Consider the following 19,398-nt stretch of genomic DNA (forward strand, 5'->3'; position numbering starts at 1 on the left):
TTGTTATTTTAGGTTGCAGCACCGGGGAGGGGGTGGTGGGCGGGTCAGTGAGTTACCACTGGGCGCCAAAGGTATCGCGCAGTTCCTGCAAGGCCGCCGCATCCAGAGGGGCAGGCCTGGGGTTGCTCATCAGCCACAGGCGGGCGGTTTCTTCCAGCTCCTCCAGGGCGTAGCAGGCCTTGGCCACCGAGCTTTCCCAGACCACCGGACCCAGCCGTTCGAGCATCACGCCACGCACGCTGTTGGCCAGTTGCGCCACCTGCGCTGCCACTTTCGGCGAGCCGGGGCGCTGATAGGCGATCAGCGGAATATGCCCGACTTTCATGACCTGATAGGGGGTCAGCGGCGGCAGGATATCGTCGGCCTGCCAGACACCGGCCAAGGTCAACGCCACCAGGTGGGTGGAGTGGGTGTGCACCACGCCACCGACATTCGGGTTGCGGTCGTAGACCTCGCGATGCAGGGCCAGGGTCTTGGAGGGTTTGTCCCCCGAGACCCACTCGCCGGCCAGATTGACCTTGGCGATGGCGGCGGGGTCCAGGCGGCCCAGGCAGGCGTCGGTGGGGGTAATCAGCCAACCATCGTCAAGGCGCGCACTGATGTTGCCGGCGCTGCCCACGGTGTAGCCGCGGCCATAGAGCAGGCGGCCGACATCGCAGATTTCTTCGCGCAGTGCGTGTTCGTCGATCATTCCGGGGCTCCCGCGAGGTGCTTGAGGGCTTTGTCGAAAAAGTCGCGGCCACCGAAGTTTCCGGACTTCAGCGCCAAGGCCAGTGGCTCGGCGTTGGTGCTGACAGTGACGGGAACACCCGGGTCGATCTGAGCACCGATCCGTAACAGGGCCACGCCCAAGGCTTGCACCACCGCGCCGGAAGTCTCGCCACCGGCGACGACAAAGCGGCGTACACCAGCCTCCCGCAGGCCTTTGGCGATAGCGCCCAGGGCCTGTTCGACCATGGCGCCGGCCTGCTCCACGCCGAGTTTTTCCTGCACGGCCTTGACCTGTTCTGGCGCGCTGGTGGCATAGATGAGCACGGTCTGGCCGGCGTCCCGAGCAAAGGCCAGGGCATTGGCCACCACCGGTTCGCCTGCAGCCAGCGCCAGGGGATCAATGCGCAAGGCGGGGCGACCGGCTTTGAGCCAGGCAGCGACCTGGCCATTGGTGGCCACCGAGGCGCTCCCGGCCAGCACCACTTCGCCGCCTTCAACGCGCGGCACGGCGGCCGCGTCCAGCTCACGCAATTTGCCGGCGCGGCGGAAGTTCCCCGGCAGGCCCAGGGCCAGGCCCGAACCACCGGTCAGCAGTGGCAGGTCGGCGCAGGCTTCGCCCAAGGTATAAAGGTCCGCGTCGGACAAGGCGTCGGCGACCGCCATGCCGATGCCCTCGGCACGCAGCTGGGCAATACGCGCCTTCACACCTTCCACGCCCTTGGCCACGCTGTCGTAGCGCAGCAGGCCGATGGGGACGCGGGTTTGCGCTTGCAGCACGCGCACCAGATTGGCGTCGCACATCGGCGTCAACGGATGGTTCTGCATACCGCACTCGCTGAGCAGTTGGTCCTGCACAAACAGGTGGCCACGAAAGATCGTCCGGCCGTTTTCGGGGAACGCCGGGCAGGCCAGGGTAAAGTCACTGCCCAACTCTGCCAGCAAGGCTTCACTGACCTGGCCGATGTTGCCGGCGGCTGTGGAGTCGAAGGTCGAGCAGTATTTGAAGAAAATCTGCTCGCAGCCGCGCTCGCGCAGCCAGGCCAGCGCTTCGAGGGACTCGGCCACCGCATCGGCTGCCGGCACGGTGCGGGATTTCAGGGCAATGACGATGGCGTCGGCATCCAGCCCGGCCGCTACTTCGGCGCTGGGAATGCCGATGCTTTGCACCGTGCGCATGCCGCCGCGCACCAGCATGTTGGCCAGGTCGGTTGCGCCGGTGAAGTCATCGGCGATGCAGCCCAGCAGGGGGCGGGTGGCAATGCTCATGGCCGGCTCCTCAACCTTGGGACTTGGCGACAGGCAACTCGATGCCCGGGAATATTTTGATCACCGCCGAGTCATCCTCGCGGCCGAAACCGGCACTGGAGGCCTGCATGAACATCTGGTGAGCCGTGGCGGACAGCGGCAGCGGGAATTTGCTGGCGCGGGCAGTATCGAGGACCAGGCCCAGGTCCTTGACGAAGATGTCCACCGCCGACAGCGGTGTGTAGTCGGCCTTGAGGATGTGCGGCACGCGGTTTTCGAACATCCACGAGTTGCCGGCGCTGTGGGTGATGACTTCGTACAGAGCATCGGCATCGACGCCCTCGCGCAGGCCCAGAGCCATGGCTTCGGCCGAGGCTGCAATGTGTACGCCGGCCAGCAGCTGGTTGATGATCTTCACCTTCGAACCCAGGCCATGGACGTCGCCCAGACGATAGACCTTGCCCGCCATGCCTTGCAGCACAGGGTCGGCCTTGGTGTACACCTCGGCGGGTCCGGAAGTCATCATGGTCATCTCGCCAGCCGCGGCCTTGGCCGCGCCACCCGAGATCGGTGCGTCGAGGTAGAGCAGGTGCTGGTCAGCGAGGCGCTGGCCCAGTTCAACGGCAAAGGTCGGGGCCACGGTGGCACAGCCGATTACCAGGCTGCCCGGGCGCAGCGCAGCCACGGCGCCGTTTTCGCCGAACAACACGGTTTCGGTCTGCTCGGCATTCACCACCACGGTGACAATCACGTCACAGGCAGCGGCCATTGCAGCCGGGCTGGCACTGGCAACACCGCCTTCGCTGGCGAATTGTTCCGTCACGGCGGCACGGACGTCGCAGGCATGGACGTTGAAACCGGCGCGCAGGAGAGAGCGTGCGATACCCAGGCCCATTGCGCCCAGACCGATCACACCGACATTTTTGTTATTCATGGAGTAACTCCTCGAAGGGGTAAGCGGATAGTGAACCAATGATCAGATATTGTGAAGAATATTTTCAAATTAACAAATATTAACATCCGTGGCGCAAGACAAAAAAAACCCTGGAAGCTCCAGGGTTCTCTTTCGGCAGATTGGTGGTCACGCGCTGGCGGCCAACAGCAGGTCCACGCCTTGCTTGCGGATGGCCTCTGCGGCGGCTTCGGCCAACGAGTCATCAGTGATGATGACGTCGAACTGTTCCAGTGCGGCAATCTTGTACATGCCAAAGGTGCCGTATTTGCTGCTGGTGGCGATCAGTACGTTCTGCGAAGCCGCCTGCATGGCCACTTGCTTGACCTCGACTTTCAGCGCTGAAGGCGTCGTGGTGCCTCGGTTCAGGTCCCAGGAACTGGTGGACATGAACGCGATGTCGGTGGCGATCTGGCGCAAGGTGGCCGCCGCCAGCCCGCCCACGCAGGAGCGATTCGGATGGTCGAGCAGGCCGCCGGTGTGAATCACGGCGACGTGCACGGCGTCCGCCAATGCCTGGACGATGCCGAAGTCGTTGGTGATCACGGTCATGCCGGTGCGGGCCACAATGTGCGGGACGATTTCCAGGGTGGTGGTGCCTGCGTCGAGGTACACCGTCATGTCATCGTGCAACAGGCCGGCGGCCAATTGCGCCATGCCCTGCTTATGGACTTGCTCCACCACCGCCTTGGACTGGTGGCTGGGTTCGCTGTGCACCTGGCTGGCAATGCGCACGCCGCCGGTGACCGAATAAGCTCGGCCTTCCTGCTCCAGCAGGGCAATGTCGCGGCGTACGGTCATGTGCGAACAGTCGAACATCTCCATCAGTTGATGAACGCTGAGCACCTGATACTTGCGCAGTTGCCGCAGGATCTGCTCGCGCCGCTGGGCGGGAATCATCGGCGCGCCTGTGCGCAGGGCGCTGTCGTCTTCGGTCGACATTCGGGGTCTCGGGGGTGGAAATCAGGTGGGTACTTTACACCTCACCGCGTAATTCCGTCCGTTCGCAAGGCCTGCTGCCTCTGCCGGTAGATAAAGAACAGCGCCGTTACCAAGGTCAACACCCCGCAAATCGCCCCCGTCCATGGCAAGTCCGCAAGGTTCGCGCCGCTGGCGACCACGACGCCACCCAGCCATGCACCGATGGCATTGCCCAGGTTGAAGGCGCTCTGGTTCAGTGTCGAGCCCAGGTTGGGCGCCTCATGCGCCTGGTCGATGATCAGCAACTGCAGCATCGGGCACAGGGCAAACGCGAAAACCCCCCATAGCACCAGCGTGATGGCCGCCGGAATCAGCAGGTGGCTGGTCTGACTGAAGGCCGCCATGGTCAGCACCACCGCCAGCGCCATGGCCACCAGGGATGGCAGCAGCCGCGTATCCGCCAGGCGGCCGCCCAGCATGCTTCCGCCGGTCAGGCCGACACCGAACAGCAGCAGCATCAAGGTCACGCCATGGGGCGCGATGCCGGTCACTCCCTGCAGGATCGGCGCAATGTAGGTGAACACGCTGAACAGGCTGGTGGAAGCCATCACGCTCATGCCCAGGGACAGCAGCACGTTGCCCTTGCGCAGCACGCGGAACTCCCGAGCCAGGTTGCCCTTCTCCATGGGAATGACCCTGGGCAGCCAGATGATCTGTGCCAGCAGCGCCACCAGGCCAATGACCGCCACTGCCCAGAAAGTCGAGCGCCAGCCGGCGAACTGTCCCAATGCTGTTCCCAGCGGTACGCCCAGCACGTTGGCCAGGGTCAACCCGGTGAACATCATCGAGATGGCCTGGGCGCGCTTGTTGGGCGCCACCAGCCCGGCGGCGACCACCGAGCCGATGCCGAAGAATGCACCATGGCACAGAGCAGTGATGACCCGCGCCGCCATCAGCGACAGATAATCGGGCGCCAGAGCGCAGAGTACGTTGCCGAGAATGAACATCACGGTCATGCCCAACAAAGTGGCCTTGCGCGGCATGTTGGCGGTGGCCACCGCAAGAATCGGCGCACCGAACACCACACCCAGGGCGTAGCCGGTGATCAACAGGCCGGCACGGGGAATGGTGATGTGCAAGTCATTGGCGACATCGGGCAGCAGGCCCATGATAACGAATTCGGTGGTGCCGATACCGAAGGCGGCAACGGCGAGCGCAAACAGGGCAAGAGGCATGCGACGTGACTCATAGTGGACGTGAGTGGGCGTGCGCGTGCTGGCTGCCGGGGGCAGAAAGCGGGAATTATTAAAATAGGAACGTGACGCGAACTGGTAAAACAGGTAACACCCGGTATTAACGGCCGGGCGCTCTATCCGTAGTATATCGAGCACTTTGGTGACGGCGAATTCCATTCACCTCAGGAAAACTTCACATTCAACCTCAGGAACAAGCATGACCACAGCATTCTGGTGTGTCCTCATTGCCATCTGCCTGCCCTATGTCTGCACCAGTATTGCCAAATTCAGAAGTGGCAAGTTCGGTGCCCGGGCCAACCACGATCCCAGGGCATTTCTCGATGCCCTTGAAGGAATGCCGAGACGGGCTAATGCTGCCCAGCTCAACAGCTTCGAAGCGCTTCCCGCCTTCGCCGCTGCCGTGATCATTGCTCATCTGTCCGGGCACGCACAGCAGGTGACCCAGGATGTGCTGGCGGTGATGTTCATCACGGCACGGCTGCTCTACATCGTTTGCTACCTGGCGGATTGGGCGAAGCTGCGTTCGCTGGTCTGGTTTGCAAGTCTGGCGATTATTATCGCGCTCTTCGTAGTGTCGGCCTGATCAGCGGCTGAGCTCGTCGGTCGCCTCCTGCAGTTCCTTGCGCGACGCGGCGAGTTTTTCTTTGCGCGTGTTGATTTTGTCGGCGTCGCCTTTTTTCATTGCCTTGTCGAGATCGGCCTGACGCTGAGCCACTTCATGGCGGGCACTGAGCACCTTGTTTTCTCTCTCTTTCTTCAAGGAGGCCTCAGTGCAGTGGCTGTTGCTCTGCTTGAGGGCCTTTTCCAGCCCAGCGAGCTGATTCTGGTTACCGGCCGCTTTGGCCTGATCGATCTGGGTGCGGATATCCTGCTGCTTAGCCGCACAACCGGTCATGGCTGGAGCGGTTTGAGCGGCCAGCAGGGTGGGCGAGGCAACAGCGCAGAATGCCGTCAGCGTCAGGGCGCACATCAGTTTCATAGGTAGCTCCGTGGAAATGTTCGTCATTGAATAGCGGATCACAGGGGTTGTCTGTAGGACCCTTCTGAATGACCGTCGGGAAATCCATGGATTCCAGCTTGCGACAGTTGCACCGCAAGCCGCGCGACTTCCGGGTGTTGGAAGAATGCCTCCAGCTGCGCCGCCTTGGCTGCGCCAACGCCCGGTTGCGCCTGCCATGCCTGTCGGTCCCGCGAGGCAAGCATAGACCAGTTCGCGACCGCGCCAGTCTCATCGACCAGGGCTGGTGCATTGATCGCCGGCGCACCGATCGCGCTCAGCCAGCGCTCGAAACCGCGCTGGCGAGCGCTGCTCAGGTTGGCATGAAGCTGTGCAGCACTCGCCTGCCCGAGTCCGGGGATCTCTTCGAGCCTTTGCACATCCAGGTCGAGCCAGCCCAGCAAGTGCTCCAGATGCCCGGCGGCCAGCAGTTTGCTCCACGTACCGGGGCCCACGCGTTGCAGATCGAGGCCGCCCTTGCTCGACAGCCAGTTCAGCCGCGCGGAAAACTGACCTTCGCAGCCGGGCGTTGGCCGCAAGCAGCTGAGACGGTGATAGTCAGCGGGCTCGGGGATGGCGAGGTCGGCCCTGTGCACGGTTTGCCACAGCACCTGGCCGAACCGGGGAATGGTCAAGCCAGCCAGCTCCAGGCTGATCTGGTCGCCGGGCCTGACGTCCAGCGCACGCCAGCGCTGCAGCGAGGCGAGGCTGACCCGGCGAACGGTGCGGTCATCGAGCCGGACGGGGTCAAGCTCCAGTACAGGGGTGATCCGCCCGGTGCGGCCGATGCCGAAGGTCACATCCCGCACCCGAGCCACCGCGGTGGCGTGGGGGTATTTCCAGGCGCTGATCCAGTAGGGCACCCGCGCCTGCCAGCGATCGGCCGGGGGGCGACTCCCCAGGCGCAGGATCAGACCGTCCGTGGCGAAGGGCAGCGGGCCGCGATACCACTCTTCGTACCAATGTTGCGCTTGTTCGAAATCTGCCACTGGCCGGGTGTATCCCAGGGTGCTATCGAAGCCCAGCGCATCCAGGCGGGCGTGGCGCTGGGCATGCTCCGCCGGGCCTTCCGGCCAGTCCCACACAAACAGGCGAACGTTCGCACCCTCCTCGGCGCTGAACGTGCGTCGTGACATCAAGCCTGCTACCCGCGAGCGCGCGTTGAGGCTGCCGGCCTTAGCCTGTATATGGTCTTCCAGGTGCCAATACAGCTCGCCCTGGACCCGGATATCCACGGCCTCGCGCAGCTGTCGTGGAACCCCGGTAGCGTGGGCGGCCTGGGTCCAGTCATGGCCGGCCTTGCCATCACCTCGGCTCAGCACCTGATGCAGGTGACCCTGGCGGTAGATCACGGTAACGGCAACCCCATCGATTTTGGGCTGAGCCCAGATATCCGTGCGTCCACGCATCCAGGCCCGGACCTGGTCGGCGTCTGCCAGCTTGCCAACACCGGTGTGCGCGATGGGATGCTGCTGCGGTCCCACCGCCGTGATCAGCGAGTCGTCCGCAGGCCCGGCGCTGTCGGGAAAGCAGCGACGCCAGGTGTGCAGCAAGGCGACGGTCTGATCGTAACGCTCGTCGCTGACCAGGCTTTTGCCTTGCCGATGGTAGCTTTCGTCCCACAGGGCGATCTGGGCCCGCAATGCGCCCAGCTCCCGGACAGCCTCGCCGGGGGTCCAGGATGGGCATCCATAAGCGGGGAACGTGGCCACCAATAGCAGCAGTAACAGTCGTTTGACGGGCAGCATGTCGAGCATCCTTGCTCTGATCCAGTGGAAACCCCAGCCTAGGAGAATATCCGCCGGTTTGCGGCGCCATAGCGTGTCGGAATGTGTGCGGCTGTGGCGGTTTCTCTGCGCCCGACTATGGTGAATTCGACTCAGGCCGCTTTGCGTGCCGCGCTCTACCGGACGAGGACCTTCAATGAATGCCCGCTATGCGGAATTGCCGATGTACGTTGCCCCCTATCGGGTTCGCATGGCCAATGACGAGTGGCTGGAGCTGATCGCGCACAAGCTGGGCGTGGAACGTCTGCCCGCCGCCCACCTGTCGTTGCCGATGCTGTGGCAGGATCCCCGGTTGTTGCTGAGCCAGACCTGTGGCTACCCTCTAATGACCCTGCTCAAGGGCAAGGTGCGTCTGATCGGCCGTCCCTGCTACGAGTTCCCGGACAGTGGCAAGGGCCAGCACTGCAGCCTGTTCATGGCGCGTGCCGACGACCCGCGCCAGGATCTTGCAGACTTCGCCGGCAGTTGCGGGGTGATCAACGGGCCTGATTCCAACACCGGCATGAACCTGCTGCGCCACAGCCTGGCGCCCTTGCAGCATGGCGGACAGTTCTTTTCCTCCCTGCAGGTCAGCGGCGGCCACCGCGAAAGCCTGCGCTGGTTGCGCGAAGCTCGCGCAGACCTCGCCTCTGTCGACAGCGTGACCTTTGCCTATCTGGCGCGCGATGCCAGCCACGAAGTGGTCGGGCTGCGCACCATTGGCCGCAGCGCCGCGAGCCCGACGCTCCCCTATATCACCGGTCTCGAGTCGAGCGCCGAGCAGGCCGAGGAGGTGCGCGCGGCAATGAACCAAAGCCTGCGCGAGCTGCCTGAAGTGGCACAGATCCTGGGCATCAGCGAGGTGCTTGCCGCCAGCGAGGCCGACTACGAGATCTTGCTCGCCTATGAGCGCCAGGCGGCCACCCTGGGGCTGGAGCATCTGCATGCTGTTCAATGACCCTGACCCTGTTCTTTGATCCGAGAGGCCTGCATGAAATTGTTCAAGACCTTGCTGGGCAGCGCGTTGCTTGCCTTGACCCTGCTGGCGCAGCAGGCCCCGGCTGCTGCGCCGGCACCGATCCATTTTGGCGACATCACCTGGGAGTCCGGGAGCCTGATCACTGAAGTGCTGCGCCTGATCGTCGAGAAAGGCTACGGCTACCCGACCGATACCTTGCCGGGCAGCACCGTGAGCCTCGAAGCCGCGCTGGCGAAAAACGACATCCAGGTGATCGGCGAGGAGTGGGCCGGGCGCAGCCCTGCATGGGTCAAGGCCCAGGCGGAGGGCAAGGTTTTCGGCCTGGGCGATACTGTCAAGGGCGCCACCGAAGGTTGGTGGGTGCCCGAATACGTGGTCAAAGGGGATGCCGAGCGCGGTATCAAGCCCATGGCGCCGGACCTCAAGTCGGTGTCTGACTTGCCCCGTTACAAGGATGTGTTCCGCGACCCGGAGCAGCCCGACCACGGACGCTTTCTCAACAGCCCCAGCGGCTGGACTTCGGAGATCGTCAACAGCCAGAAGCTCAAGGCGTATGGCTTGACGGACAGCTACACCAATTTCCGCACCGGCTCCGGTGCGGCCCTTGATGCCGAGATTGCTTCGTCGATTCGCCGGGGACAGCCGGTTCTGTTCTATTACTGGTCGCCTACACCGCTGTTGGGCCGCTTCAAGTTGATCAAGCTGGAAGAGCCGCCCTTTGATCCGGAAGCGTGGAAGACGCTGGCCGATGCCAGCAACCCAAACCCGCGCCCGACCCGCTCGATGCCGGCCAAGCTGACCATCGGCGTGTCAGAGCCGTTCAAAGCGCAGTACCCGGACCTGGTGAGCTTTTTCGACAAGGTCGATATCCCCATCGACCTGTTGAACAAGACCTTGGCGGGGATGAGCGAGAAGCATCTGGAGCCCAAGGCCGTGGCCGAGGCGTTCTTGCGCGAGCAGCCGCAGGTGTGGAAAGCCTGGGTGCCGGGAGATGTGGCGGACAAGGTCAGCAAGTCATTGTAGCGGTGTCGTACCCGTCGGGGTTGCCCGCGACGGGTACGACATGGTCTTTGTCCGAAATCAGATTCCGGCGGCAGCCCGCAAGGCATCCGCTCGATCAGTTCGTTCCCAAGTGAAGGCGGTGAAGGTGTCATCGCCCACGGTCTTCTCGAACGGTATGCGACCGAAGTGACCGTATGCCGCGGTCTCCTGGTACATCGGGTGCAGCAGATCCAGCATGGTGGTGATCGCGTACGGACGCAGGTCGAAGTGTTCGCGCACCAGGTTGATGATCTTGTCGTCGCTGATCTTGCCGGTGCCGAAGGTGTTGATGGAAATCGAGGTCGGCAGGGCCACGCCGATGGCGTAGGACACCTGGATTTCGCAGCGCTCGGCAAGGCCCGCGGCAACGATGTTCTTGGCTACGTAGCGACCGGCATAGGCAGCAGAACGGTCAACCTTGGACGGGTCCTTGCCGGAGAACGCGCCGCCACCGTGACGGGCCATGCCGCCGTAGCTGTCGACGATGATCTTGCGCCCGGTCAGGCCACAGTCGCCCACCGGGCCACCGATGATGAAGTTGCCGGTCGGGTTGATGTGGAATTGAGTATCCTTGTGCAGCAGCTCGGCGGGCAGCACGTGCTTGACGATCAGCTCCATCACTCCCTCGCGCAGGTCCTTGTAGGACACCTCCGGGTTGTGTTGCGTCGACAGCACGATGGCGTCGATGCCCACCACTTTGCCGCCTTCGTAACGGCAAGTGACCTGGGATTTGGCGTCCGGACGCAGCCAGGGAAGCAGGCCTGACTTGCGTGCTTCGGCCTGGCGCTGCACCAACTGGTGGGAGAAGGTGATCGGTGCTGGCATCAACACGTCGGTTTCATTGCTGGCGTAGCCGAACATCAGGCCCTGATCACCGGCGCCCTGGTCTTCCGGCTTGCTGCGGTCAACGCCTTGGGCGATGTCCACCGACTGTTTGCCGATGATGTTCATGACGGCGCAGGTTGCACCGTCAAAGCCGACGTCGGAGCTGTTGTAGCCGATGTCGATGATGACGTTGCGCACGATCTCTTCGAGGTCGACCCAGGCCGAGGTGGTCACTTCGCCGGCGATGATTGCCACGCCGGTTTTCACCAGCGTTTCGCACGCGACGCGGGCGAACTTGTCTTCGGCGATGATGGCGTCGAGCACCGCATCGGAAATCTGGTCGGCAATCTTGTCCGGATGCCCTTCAGACACGGACTCGGAGGTGAAAAGTGAGTATTCGCTCATCTCGATGGTTTCCTGAATTTACCGATGGTGATTGTCGCCAGCCGGCCGCTGAAAATGGCGGACCTGTATCTGGAAACCATTACGTAAGCCTACATAGAGGCTTTCCCCGGGGGTGAGTCCCGCAGCGCAGGCCCAGCGGGCCAGCTCTTCCTGTTCGAAACCCAACCAGAGATCACCGCAAGCCTCCCTGGCCCAGCTCTGGTTGTGACTGCATAATTCTGTAATCAGCAGGCTGCCACCGGGTTCGAGGTGGTCAGCCAGATGTTTGAGCGCCTGCGCGGGGTCGCTGAAGTGGTGCAGAACCATGTTCAGCACCACGCAATCTGCGTGCGCTTCGAAGTCGCCCAACGCGTCGGCCAGCTGCAACCGGACATTGTGCAGGTGCTCGCGCTCGCACACCTGGCGAGCGAGGTCGAGCATCTCTGCGCTGTTGTCCAGCGCGGTCACCTGAGCGAAGCGCCGCGCCAGCTCGGGCAGAAAGCCGCCGTCACCGGGGCCTACTTCCAGGGCCGTTGCGGCGGGGGCGAAACTCAGCTTGTCGAGCAAGGCCAGCAGGCTGTCGCGATACTGCGGCAGGCCGGCGATCAGGTCTTGCTGAGCTCGAAACTTTTCTTCCATGCGCGAGAAAAAATGCTCGCTGGCGGCGGATCGCTGGCGCTGGACCAGGGCCATGCGCGCCTGCACTTCCACCGGCAGTTGCAGGCTTTCGACTTCTTCGAGCAGGGCGGTGTGCAGGCGACCCCCAAGTTCCAAAGGCTGTGGCAGGGCGCGTCGGTAGAAAATCGCATTGCCTTCGCGCCGCGTGGCCACCAATTCGGCCTGAGCCAGCACTTTCAGATGATGGCTCATCCCAGACTGGCCGATGGCGAACATCTGTGCCAGCTCCAGCACGCCGAAGGAGTCATTGGCCAACGCGCGCAGCACGTTCAGGCGCAGCGGATCGCCACCGGCCTTGCACAGGGCGGCGAGGTTGTCACTGGCATCATGGCCTATAGTCGAGGCGCGCATATTCATAACCCCGAAGTCTAGAGACCGCCGGGCGTGGTCGCAAGGCCAATATCAAAATGTTTTGATATTGAGTTTGCGCAATCTGTCATTGCCCAGAGGCCTGTGCCTAATGGAAAATGGCCGTCTTTCTCGATTCAAAACCCCAGGAGATTAGTGATGCCAAGCCGTCGTGAGCGTGCCAATGCCATCCGTGCCTTGAGCATGGATGCCGTGCAGAAAGCCAACAGCGGCCATCCCGGTGCCCCCATGGGCATGGCGGATATTGCCGAGGTGCTGTGGCGCGACTTCCTGAAGCACAATCCCAGCAACCCGTCCTTCGCCAACCGCGACCGTTTCATCATGTCCAACGGTCATGGCTCGATGCTGGTCTATTCGCTGCTGCACCTGACCGGTTACGACCTGTCCATCGACGACCTGAAGAATTTCCGCCAGCTGCACAGCCGCACCCCGGGCCACCCGGAATATGGCTATACACCCGGTGTCGAAACCACCACCGGCCCGCTGGGCCAAGGTCTGGCCAACGCGGTGGGTTTTGCCATCGCCGAGAAAGTGCTGGGCGCGCAGTTCAACCGTGACGGGCACAACATCGTCGACCACAATACTTATGTGTTCCTCGGCGATGGCTGCATGATGGAAGGCATCTCCCATGAAGTCAGCGCATTGGCTGGCACTCTGGGCCTGGGCAAACTCATCGCGTTCTACGATGACAACGGCATCTCCATCGACGGTCACGTCGAGGGCTGGTTCACCGACGACACCCCCAAGCGTTTCGAAGCTTATAACTGGCAAGTGATCCGCAACGTCGACGGCCACGATGCCGACGAGATCAAGACCGCCATCGAAACCGCGCGCAAGAGCGATCAGCCGACGCTGATCTGCTGCAAGACCATCATCGGTTTCGGCTCGCCGAACAAGCAGGGCAAGGAAGAGTCCCACGGTGCCGCTCTGGGCGCCGACGAAATTGCCCTGACCCGCGCGGCGCTGAAGTGGAACCACGCGCCGTTCGAAATTCCGGCGGACATCTACGCCGAGTGGGACGCCAAGGAAGCCGGCGCTGCTGCCGAAGCCGAGTGGAACCAGCGTTTCGCAGCCTATTCCGCCGAGCATCCGGCCCTGGCCAACGAATTCATCCGCCGCATGAGTGGCGAGCTGCCAGCCGACTTCTCCGAGAAGGCCGATGCGTACATCGCCGAAGTGGTCGCCAAGGGTGAAACCATCGCCAGCCGCAAGGCCAGCCAGAACACCCTCAACGCGTTTGGTCCGCTGCTGCCCGAGTTCCTCGGCGGTTCGGCCGACCTCGCGGCTTCCAACCTGACCCTGTGGAAAGGTTGCAAGGGCATCGAGGCCGATGACGCGGCCGGTAATTATCTGTTCTACGGCGTGCGCGAGTTCGGAATGAGCGCCATCATGAATGGCATTGCCCTGCACGGCGGTTTCGTGCCGTACGGCGCGACTTTCCTGATCTTCATGGAATACGCACGCAATGCCGTGCGCATGTCGGCGCTGATGAAAAAGCGCGTGCTGTATGTGTACACCCACGACTCCATCGGTCTGGGCGAAGACGGTCCGACCCACCAGCCGATCGAGCAATTGACCAGTCTGCGCACCACGCCGAACCTGGACACCTGGCGCCCGGCGGATGCGGTCGAGTCGGCCGTGGCCTGGAAGTACGCCATCGAGCGCAATGACGGTCCTTCGGCACTGATCTTCTCCCGCCAGAACCTGCAGCACCAGCAGCGCGATGCGCAGCAACTGAGCGACATCACCCGTGGTGGCTACGTGCTCAAGGATTGCGTTGGCGAGCCGGAGCTGATCCTGATTGCCACCGGTTCCGAAGTGGGCCTGGCGGTGCAGGCATACGATCACCTGACCGGCGAAGGCCGTAATGTGCGTGTGGTCTCGATCCCGTGCACTTCGGTGTTCGACGCTCAGGATGCTGCCTACAAGCAGGCCGTTTTGCCTCTGCAGGTAGGCGCTCGTATCGCCATCGAAGCGGCCCATGCCGACTTTTGGTACAAGTACGTGGGCCTGGAAGGCCGCGTGATCGGCATGACCACCTTCGGTGAGTCGGGTCCGGCCAACCAGCTGTTCGAAGAGTTCGGGTTCACTGTGGAGAATATCGTGGGCATTGCGCAGGAGCTGCTGGAGGACTAAGCACTCTGCCTGTGTTTGCGTCGCAGGGGCGCGTGCGCTCCTGCGAGGTCTCTTACGCCATTAACAGCGAGTGCCTCATGCCCCAACCGCGTCCTTACAGAGTTGCCCTCAACGGCTACGGCCGTATCGGCCGCTGCGTGCTCCGTGCGCTGATCGAACGTGGCGATGATGCACCGTTCGAGGTGGTGGCTCTCAATGACCTGGCGGATCTCGCCAGTCTCGAATACCTGACTCGCTTCGATTCCACCCACGGGCGCTTTCCCGGCAAGGTGGGCGTGCTTGATGGCGATCTGCACATCAATGACAAGCGCATCAAAGTGCTGCGCAGCGCCACCCCCGAAGTCATCGACTGGGCTGCACTGGACGTGGACCTGGTGCTGGAGTGCTCCGGCGCCTGGCACACGCGGGCGGACGGCCAGCGCTTCCTCGATGCCGGTGCCCCGGCGGTGCTGTTTTCCCAGCCCATGGCCAGCGAAGCCGATGTCGATGCCACGGTGGTCTACGGCATCAACCACGACTGCCTGACCGGAGCCGAGCGCCTGGTCTCCAACGCCTCCTGCACCACCAACTGCGGCGTGCCGCTGCTCAGGCTGCTGGACCGCACGGTGGGCATCGAGTTCGTGTCCATCACCACGATTCACTCGGCCATGAACGACCAGCCGGTGATCGACGCCTACCATGCCGAGGATCTGCGGCGCACCCGCTCGGCGTTCCAGTCGGTGATCCCCGTGGCCACGGGCCTGGCGCGCGGCATCGAGCGGCTGCTGCCGGAACTTGCCGGGCGCATTCAGGCCAAAGCTGTGCGCGTGCCGACGGTCAATGTGTCATGCCTGGACATTACCCTGCTGAGTTCCACCGACACCGATGCCGCCGAGGTCAATCAGATCCTGCGCAGCGCCGCTCTGGACGGGCCTTTGCGGGGCTTGCTGGCTTACACCGAGCTGCCGCACGCCAGTTGTGACTTCAACCATGACCCCCATTCGGCCATCGTCGACGCCAGTCAGACCCGGGTTTCCGGCCCGAGGCTGGTCAACCTGCTGGCCTGGTTCGACAACGAGTGGGGTTTTGCCAATCGCATGCTCGACGTTGCGGGGCATTACCTGGACGTCATGCACACCCAATCCAATACAGGCCACAAGGACTGAGACAATGACCGTGTTGAAGATGAGCGACCTCGATCTGCAAGGCAAACGCGTTCTGATCCGCGAAGACCTCAACGTGCCGATCAAGAACGGTGCCGTGGCCAGCGATGCGCGTATTGTGGCGGCACTGCCAACCATCAAGCTGGCACTGGAAAAGGGCGCCTCGGTGATGGTGTGCTCCCATCTGGGCCGTCCGACCGAGGGCGAGTTCTCGGCCGAGAATAGCCTGCTGCCGGTCAGCGAATACCTGAGCAAGGCCCTGGGCCGGGATGTACCGCTGGTGTCGGACTACATCGACGGCTTCGATATCAAGGCCGGCGAAGTGGTGTTGTTCGAAAATGTGCGCTTCAACAAAGGCGAGAAAAAGAACAGCGACGAGCTGGCGCAGAAGTACGCCGCACTGTGCGACGTCTTCGTCATGGACGCCTTCGGCACCGCCCACCGTGCGGAGGGTTCGACCCATGGCGTGGCGAAATTTGCCAAGGTTGCCGCCGCAGGCCCCTTGCTGGCGGCCGAACTGGATGCGCTGGGCAAGGCTCTGGGCGCCCCGGCCAAGCCGATGGCGGCTATCGTTGCCGGCTCGAAAGTGTCAACCAAGCTGGACGTGCTCAACAGCCTGAGCCAGATCTGCGACCTGCTGATCGTCGGCGGTGGCATCGCCAATACCTTCCTCGCGGCAGCCGGGCATCCGGTCGGCAAGTCATTGTATGAACCTGACCTGCTGGATACCGCCAGAGCCATCGCCGCCAAGGTCAACGTGCCATTGCCGGTGGACGTAGTGGTCGCCAAGGAATTTGCCGAAAGCGCCGCCGCCACGGTCAAGGACATCAAGGACGTGGCCGATGATGACATGATCCTCGACATCGGGCCGAAAACAGCGGCTAATTTCGCTGAACTCCTGAAAGCTTCGAAAACCATTCTGTGGAATGGTCCGGTGGGTGTGTTCGAGTTCGACCAATTTGGCAATGGCACCCAAGTGCTGGCCCGGGCGATTGCCGAGAGCCCGGCCTTTTCCATCGCGGGTGGGGGTGACACCCTGGCGGCCATCGACAAATACGGCGTGGCTAAAAAAATCTCCTACATTTCCACAGGCGGCGGCGCGTTTCTCGAGTTCGTCGAGGGCAAGGTGCTGCCAGCGGTGCAGGTACTCGAGGAGCGGGCCAAGGCCTGATCGACATGGGTGTACTGCATCGTTTGAGCGGGCTCGCGCTGGCGGTCTGGCTGCTGGCAGGTTGCACGAGCCATCCGGATGAACCGCCCGTGACTCGGGCGGCCAAGCCGACCGGGGCCGGGTGTGAGCAGTCAGACTGGCAGGCGCAAACGGCGCCGGTGATCAACAAGCGCCTGGGGCCTGATGTGCTGGAGCAATATGACGCCGGGCAGAAAGGTTGCCCGTGAGCGAACCAGGCAACCACTGACCCCGGCAGTGGTCTTTAGAGTGTGAACAATTTTTGCAACGGATTGATGCGAGGGTTCCACCATGAAGATTGTCTGTCTGGCCGTCATGACGGCAGTAATGCTCAGTGGTTGTTCGCTGTTCGGCGGCTCGGACAGCGCTTGTGAAGTGTTCAGTCCGGCAGCGGTCACGCTGCCCACGACGAACAACGAGAAGCAGGTCCAGACCAGTGCAACAGGTGATCCAGGGCCGAACAGCAACATTCAACAGGATTGCGGGTCAAAGGGCTGATTTCGCCTGGGCAGTTTAAGGAATGCGCATGAAGCGCTGGATACCGCTGCTCTGTGCAGCGGCCTTGACGAGTGGGTGTGGGGGCATTGGCCTTGGTTTTGGCGGTGCTCGGGCGCCAGCGTCGCAGGACTGGACGCATTGGGTCTGCGACAGTGACGTCAGCGTGCAATGGCGTTATACCGATACCGGGCAGCAGCAGGTTGAGGCGCGACTTGAGCCCAAGGCTCAGGTTTATCATCTCAAGGCAGAGCCGGGAGCTGATGGCCAGTTGTACAGTGATGGCGTACTGGCCTTGCATGTGCAAGGCTCTGAAGGCCTGGTGTACTGGGTAGCCACCAACGATCTGATAGGCCGGGGCTGCAAGGCTCCGTGACGCACGGGTCCGGCAGGTGCCGGGCCATTGCAGGCTGGCCGCTGTTGCGGCAGGCTGGAACAATAAATGACCCTCGACCGGGAGAGAGATTACCCATGGCACTGATTAGCATGCGCCAGATGCTGGACCACGCAGCCGAGTTCGGCTACGGCGTACCAGCCTTCAACGTCAATAACCTGGAGCAGATGCGCGCCATCATGGAAGCGGCCGACAAGACCGACTCGCCCGTGATCGTGCAGGCTTCGGCGGGTGCGCGCAAATACGCCGGTGCGCCTTTCCTGCGCCACCTGATCCTGGCCGCCATCGAAGAATTCCCGCACATTCCGGTGTGCATGCACCAGGACCACGGCACCAGCCCGGACATCTGCCAGCGCTCGATCCAGCTGGGCTTCAGCTCGGTGATGATGGACGGCTCCCTGGGTGTCGACGGCAAGACCCCGACCGACTATGACTACAACGTGCGCGTCACTCAGCAGACGGTGGCCATGGCCCACGCCTGCGGCGTTTCGGTGGAGGGCGAACTGGGTTGCCTGGGTTCGCTGGAAACCGGTCAGGCCGGTGAAGAAGATGGCGTGGGTGCCGAAGGTATCCTGGACCATAGCCAGATGCTGACCGACCCGGAAGAAGCGGCCGAGTTCGTCAAGGCTACCCAGGTGGATGCGCTGGCCATCGCCATCGGCACCAGCCATGGCGCCTACAAGTTCACCAAGCCGCCGACCGGTGACATTCTGGCCATCGATCGGATCAAGGCGATTCATGCGCGCATCCCCAACACTCACCTGGTCATGCACGGTTCGTCTTCGGTGCCACAGGACTGGCTGGCGATCATCAACGAGTACGGTGGCCAGATCAAAGAGACCTACGGCGTACCGGTCGAAGAAATCGTCGAGGGCATCAAGCACGGCGTGCGCAAGGTCAACATCGACACCGACCTGCGTCTGGCATCCACTGGTGCCATCCGCCGCTTCATGGCGCAGCATCCGAGCGAGTTCGACCCGCGCAAATACTTCGCTGAAACCGTGAAGGCCATGCGTGACGTGTGTATCGCGCGTTATGAAGCTTTCGGAACGGCCGGCAATGCCTCGAAGATCAAGCCGATCTCCCTGGAAGGCATGTTCCAGCGTTACGCCAAGGGTGAGTTGGCCGCCAAGGTCAACTGATTCGGCATTCTCACGGGACATACTCATGTCCCGTGTGATCCGGCCGCCAGATCACGGCGTATGGGTGATCGCCAAGTTGTAGAACGTCACCGCCCCGCCCTCCGTTGCATACCCTGTGTTGTCCTGCACATAAGCCCCGGCCTTGTAATAGAAAGCGGCCGTGGACCATTTCGTATCGATTTTGACCACGTAGGTCTTGTCCGCCACGGTCACGCTCAGGGTCCCGTCTTTGGCCAGGTGAATGATGTACGGGAAGCGCGTATTGAGTTTTACCCCGCTGGCGATAGTGATGACCGCCGCGTCTGCATCCGCCGGGCTCAACCGAAGTTTGGCCACGACGTTGCCATCGGCGGTCTTTTCCTTGTACTGGTATTCCACCTTCAGCATCGGTTCATTGCTGTTGAAAACGTGGATCTGGCCGATAACGATCTTGCCGGTCGAGGGCACCTGGTTGATCATCAACGAGGCCCGCAGATAATTGTCGGCGGCGCCGTACGTCCAATTGTGGACCGTGCCGTTGGCGTTGGTTTCTCGCAACTCAGAGCGCGGGTAGATGGCGTTGGCCGTTTTGCTTCCGGTCACCGGGGCCCAGAAAAAAAGGGTGCCGGTGTCGGAGTGAAAATAGGCATCCTTAAATCCCTTGACCAGGACAGGAGTGGCAATGGTCAGGGCTGGAGTGCCCTCAGGAATACTGAGGTTCCAGGTAGAGAGGTCGATCATGGGAGGCCTTCCGTAAAAAGGGCGACGCCGAATGACGGCGACTCTCTCTATTATCG

At 62.5% G+C, this 19,398-nt stretch carries 20 protein-coding genes; 10 read left to right on the forward strand and 10 right to left on the reverse strand.

All coding sequences use genetic code 11. The features are described 5' to 3' along the window. Positions 1-52 precede the first annotated feature (52 nt). The 5 genes from HB675_RS11720 to HB675_RS11740 form a co-directional block, all read right to left on the reverse strand. Positions 53-691: an aldolase gene (locus tag HB675_RS11720; protein ID WP_213878475.1), complete on the reverse strand. Its 639-nt coding sequence runs from the start codon at positions 689-691 to the stop codon at positions 53-55. Next, positions 688-1,977, reverse strand: a complete 1,290-nt coding sequence (gene otnK, locus HB675_RS11725) for a 3-oxo-tetronate kinase (protein ID WP_213878476.1) — start codon at positions 1,975-1,977, stop codon at positions 688-690. Before otnK ends, HB675_RS11720 begins: the two co-directional genes overlap by 4 nt. A gap of 10 nt (positions 1,978-1,987) precedes the next feature. Then, positions 1,988-2,890, reverse strand: coding sequence for an L-threonate dehydrogenase (ltnD, locus tag HB675_RS11730; protein WP_213878477.1), 903 nt, complete (start codon positions 2,888-2,890; stop codon positions 1,988-1,990). Positions 2,891-3,037: 147 nt separating this feature from the next. After that, positions 3,038-3,850 carry a DeoR/GlpR family DNA-binding transcription regulator gene (locus HB675_RS11735; RefSeq protein WP_213878478.1) on the reverse strand — a complete coding sequence of 271 codons (813 nt, stop codon included), beginning with the start codon at positions 3,848-3,850 and terminating at the stop codon, positions 3,038-3,040. Between the two features lie 41 nt (positions 3,851-3,891). Continuing rightward, entirely contained in the window at positions 3,892-5,064 is a 1,173-nt protein-coding gene (locus HB675_RS11740) for an MFS transporter (protein WP_213878479.1), read from the reverse strand. Positions 5,065-5,281: 217 nt separating this feature from the next. On the opposite strand from HB675_RS11740, the gene HB675_RS11745 reads away from it, so the two are divergent. After that, positions 5,282-5,668 (forward strand): MAPEG family protein, encoded by a 387-nt coding sequence (locus HB675_RS11745; protein WP_213878480.1) that lies wholly within the window; start codon positions 5,282-5,284, stop codon positions 5,666-5,668. On the opposite strand, the gene HB675_RS11750 is transcribed toward HB675_RS11745, so the two are convergent. Together HB675_RS11750 and ligB are read right to left on the reverse strand one after the other, a co-directional pair. After that, positions 5,669-6,064, reverse strand: coding sequence for a DUF1090 domain-containing protein (locus HB675_RS11750; RefSeq protein WP_213878596.1), 396 nt, complete (start codon positions 6,062-6,064; stop codon positions 5,669-5,671). A gap of 38 nt (positions 6,065-6,102) precedes the next feature. Next, complete coding sequence (gene ligB / locus HB675_RS11755; RefSeq protein ID WP_213878481.1) at positions 6,103-7,830, reverse strand: NAD-dependent DNA ligase LigB; 1,728 nt, start codon at positions 7,828-7,830, stop codon at positions 6,103-6,105. 175 nt (positions 7,831-8,005) lie between these two features. On the opposite strand from ligB, the gene HB675_RS11760 reads away from it, so the two are divergent. After that, the gene (locus HB675_RS11760; protein WP_213878482.1) at positions 8,006-8,806 is read left to right on the forward strand and encodes a PhnD/SsuA/transferrin family substrate-binding protein; all 801 of its coding nucleotides are present in this window, start codon (positions 8,006-8,008) and stop codon (positions 8,804-8,806) included. A 33-nt stretch (positions 8,807-8,839) separates the two neighbouring features. Next, positions 8,840-9,850 carry an ABC transporter substrate-binding protein gene (locus tag HB675_RS11765; RefSeq protein WP_213878483.1) on the forward strand — a complete coding sequence of 337 codons (1,011 nt, stop codon included), beginning with the start codon at positions 8,840-8,842 and terminating at the stop codon, positions 9,848-9,850. 57 nt (positions 9,851-9,907) lie between these two features. Here the strand turns inward: HB675_RS11765 and metK are convergent, their stop codons facing one another. Next, entirely contained in the window at positions 9,908-11,098 is a 1,191-nt protein-coding gene (metK, locus tag HB675_RS11770) for a methionine adenosyltransferase (protein WP_213878484.1), read from the reverse strand. A gap of 18 nt (positions 11,099-11,116) precedes the next feature. Then, positions 11,117-12,112, reverse strand: a complete 996-nt coding sequence (locus HB675_RS11775) for a metalloregulator ArsR/SmtB family transcription factor (protein ID WP_213878485.1) — start codon at positions 12,110-12,112, stop codon at positions 11,117-11,119. A gap of 150 nt (positions 12,113-12,262) precedes the next feature. Between HB675_RS11775 and tkt the strand changes: the two genes are divergently transcribed. The 7 genes from tkt to fba all read left to right on the forward strand — a co-directional run bounded on the left by tkt (position 12,263) and on the right by fba (position 18,622). Continuing rightward, complete coding sequence (gene tkt / locus HB675_RS11780) at positions 12,263-14,260, forward strand: transketolase (RefSeq protein WP_213878486.1); 1,998 nt, start codon at positions 12,263-12,265, stop codon at positions 14,258-14,260. 77 nt (positions 14,261-14,337) lie between these two features. Further along, the gene (gene epd / locus HB675_RS11785) at positions 14,338-15,405 is read left to right on the forward strand and encodes an erythrose-4-phosphate dehydrogenase (RefSeq protein WP_213878487.1); all 1,068 of its coding nucleotides are present in this window, start codon (positions 14,338-14,340) and stop codon (positions 15,403-15,405) included. Between the two features lie 4 nt (positions 15,406-15,409). Next, positions 15,410-16,573, forward strand: coding sequence for a phosphoglycerate kinase (locus tag HB675_RS11790; RefSeq protein WP_213878488.1), 1,164 nt, complete (start codon positions 15,410-15,412; stop codon positions 16,571-16,573). A gap of 5 nt (positions 16,574-16,578) precedes the next feature. Beyond that, positions 16,579-16,800, forward strand: coding sequence for a hypothetical protein (locus HB675_RS11795; RefSeq protein ID WP_213878489.1), 222 nt, complete (start codon positions 16,579-16,581; stop codon positions 16,798-16,800). Positions 16,801-16,882: 82 nt separating this feature from the next. Beyond that, positions 16,883-17,089: a hypothetical protein gene (locus HB675_RS11800; RefSeq protein WP_213878490.1), complete on the forward strand. Its 207-nt coding sequence runs from the start codon at positions 16,883-16,885 to the stop codon at positions 17,087-17,089. A gap of 28 nt (positions 17,090-17,117) precedes the next feature. Then, complete coding sequence (locus HB675_RS11805; protein WP_213878491.1) at positions 17,118-17,462, forward strand: MliC family protein; 345 nt, start codon at positions 17,118-17,120, stop codon at positions 17,460-17,462. Between the two features lie 95 nt (positions 17,463-17,557). Beyond that, positions 17,558-18,622, forward strand: a complete 1,065-nt coding sequence (gene fba, locus HB675_RS11810; protein WP_213878492.1) for a class II fructose-bisphosphate aldolase — start codon at positions 17,558-17,560, stop codon at positions 18,620-18,622. Between the two features lie 51 nt (positions 18,623-18,673). Here the strand turns inward: fba and HB675_RS11815 are convergent, their stop codons facing one another. Continuing rightward, positions 18,674-19,342, reverse strand: a complete 669-nt coding sequence (locus HB675_RS11815; protein WP_213878493.1) for a polysaccharide lyase family 7 protein — start codon at positions 19,340-19,342, stop codon at positions 18,674-18,676. Between the last annotated feature and the right edge of the window lie 56 nt (positions 19,343-19,398).

It is taken from the genome of Pseudomonas sp. dw_358, from assembly GCF_018449655.1.
Lineage (GTDB): Bacteria > Pseudomonadota > Gammaproteobacteria > Pseudomonadales > Pseudomonadaceae > Aquipseudomonas.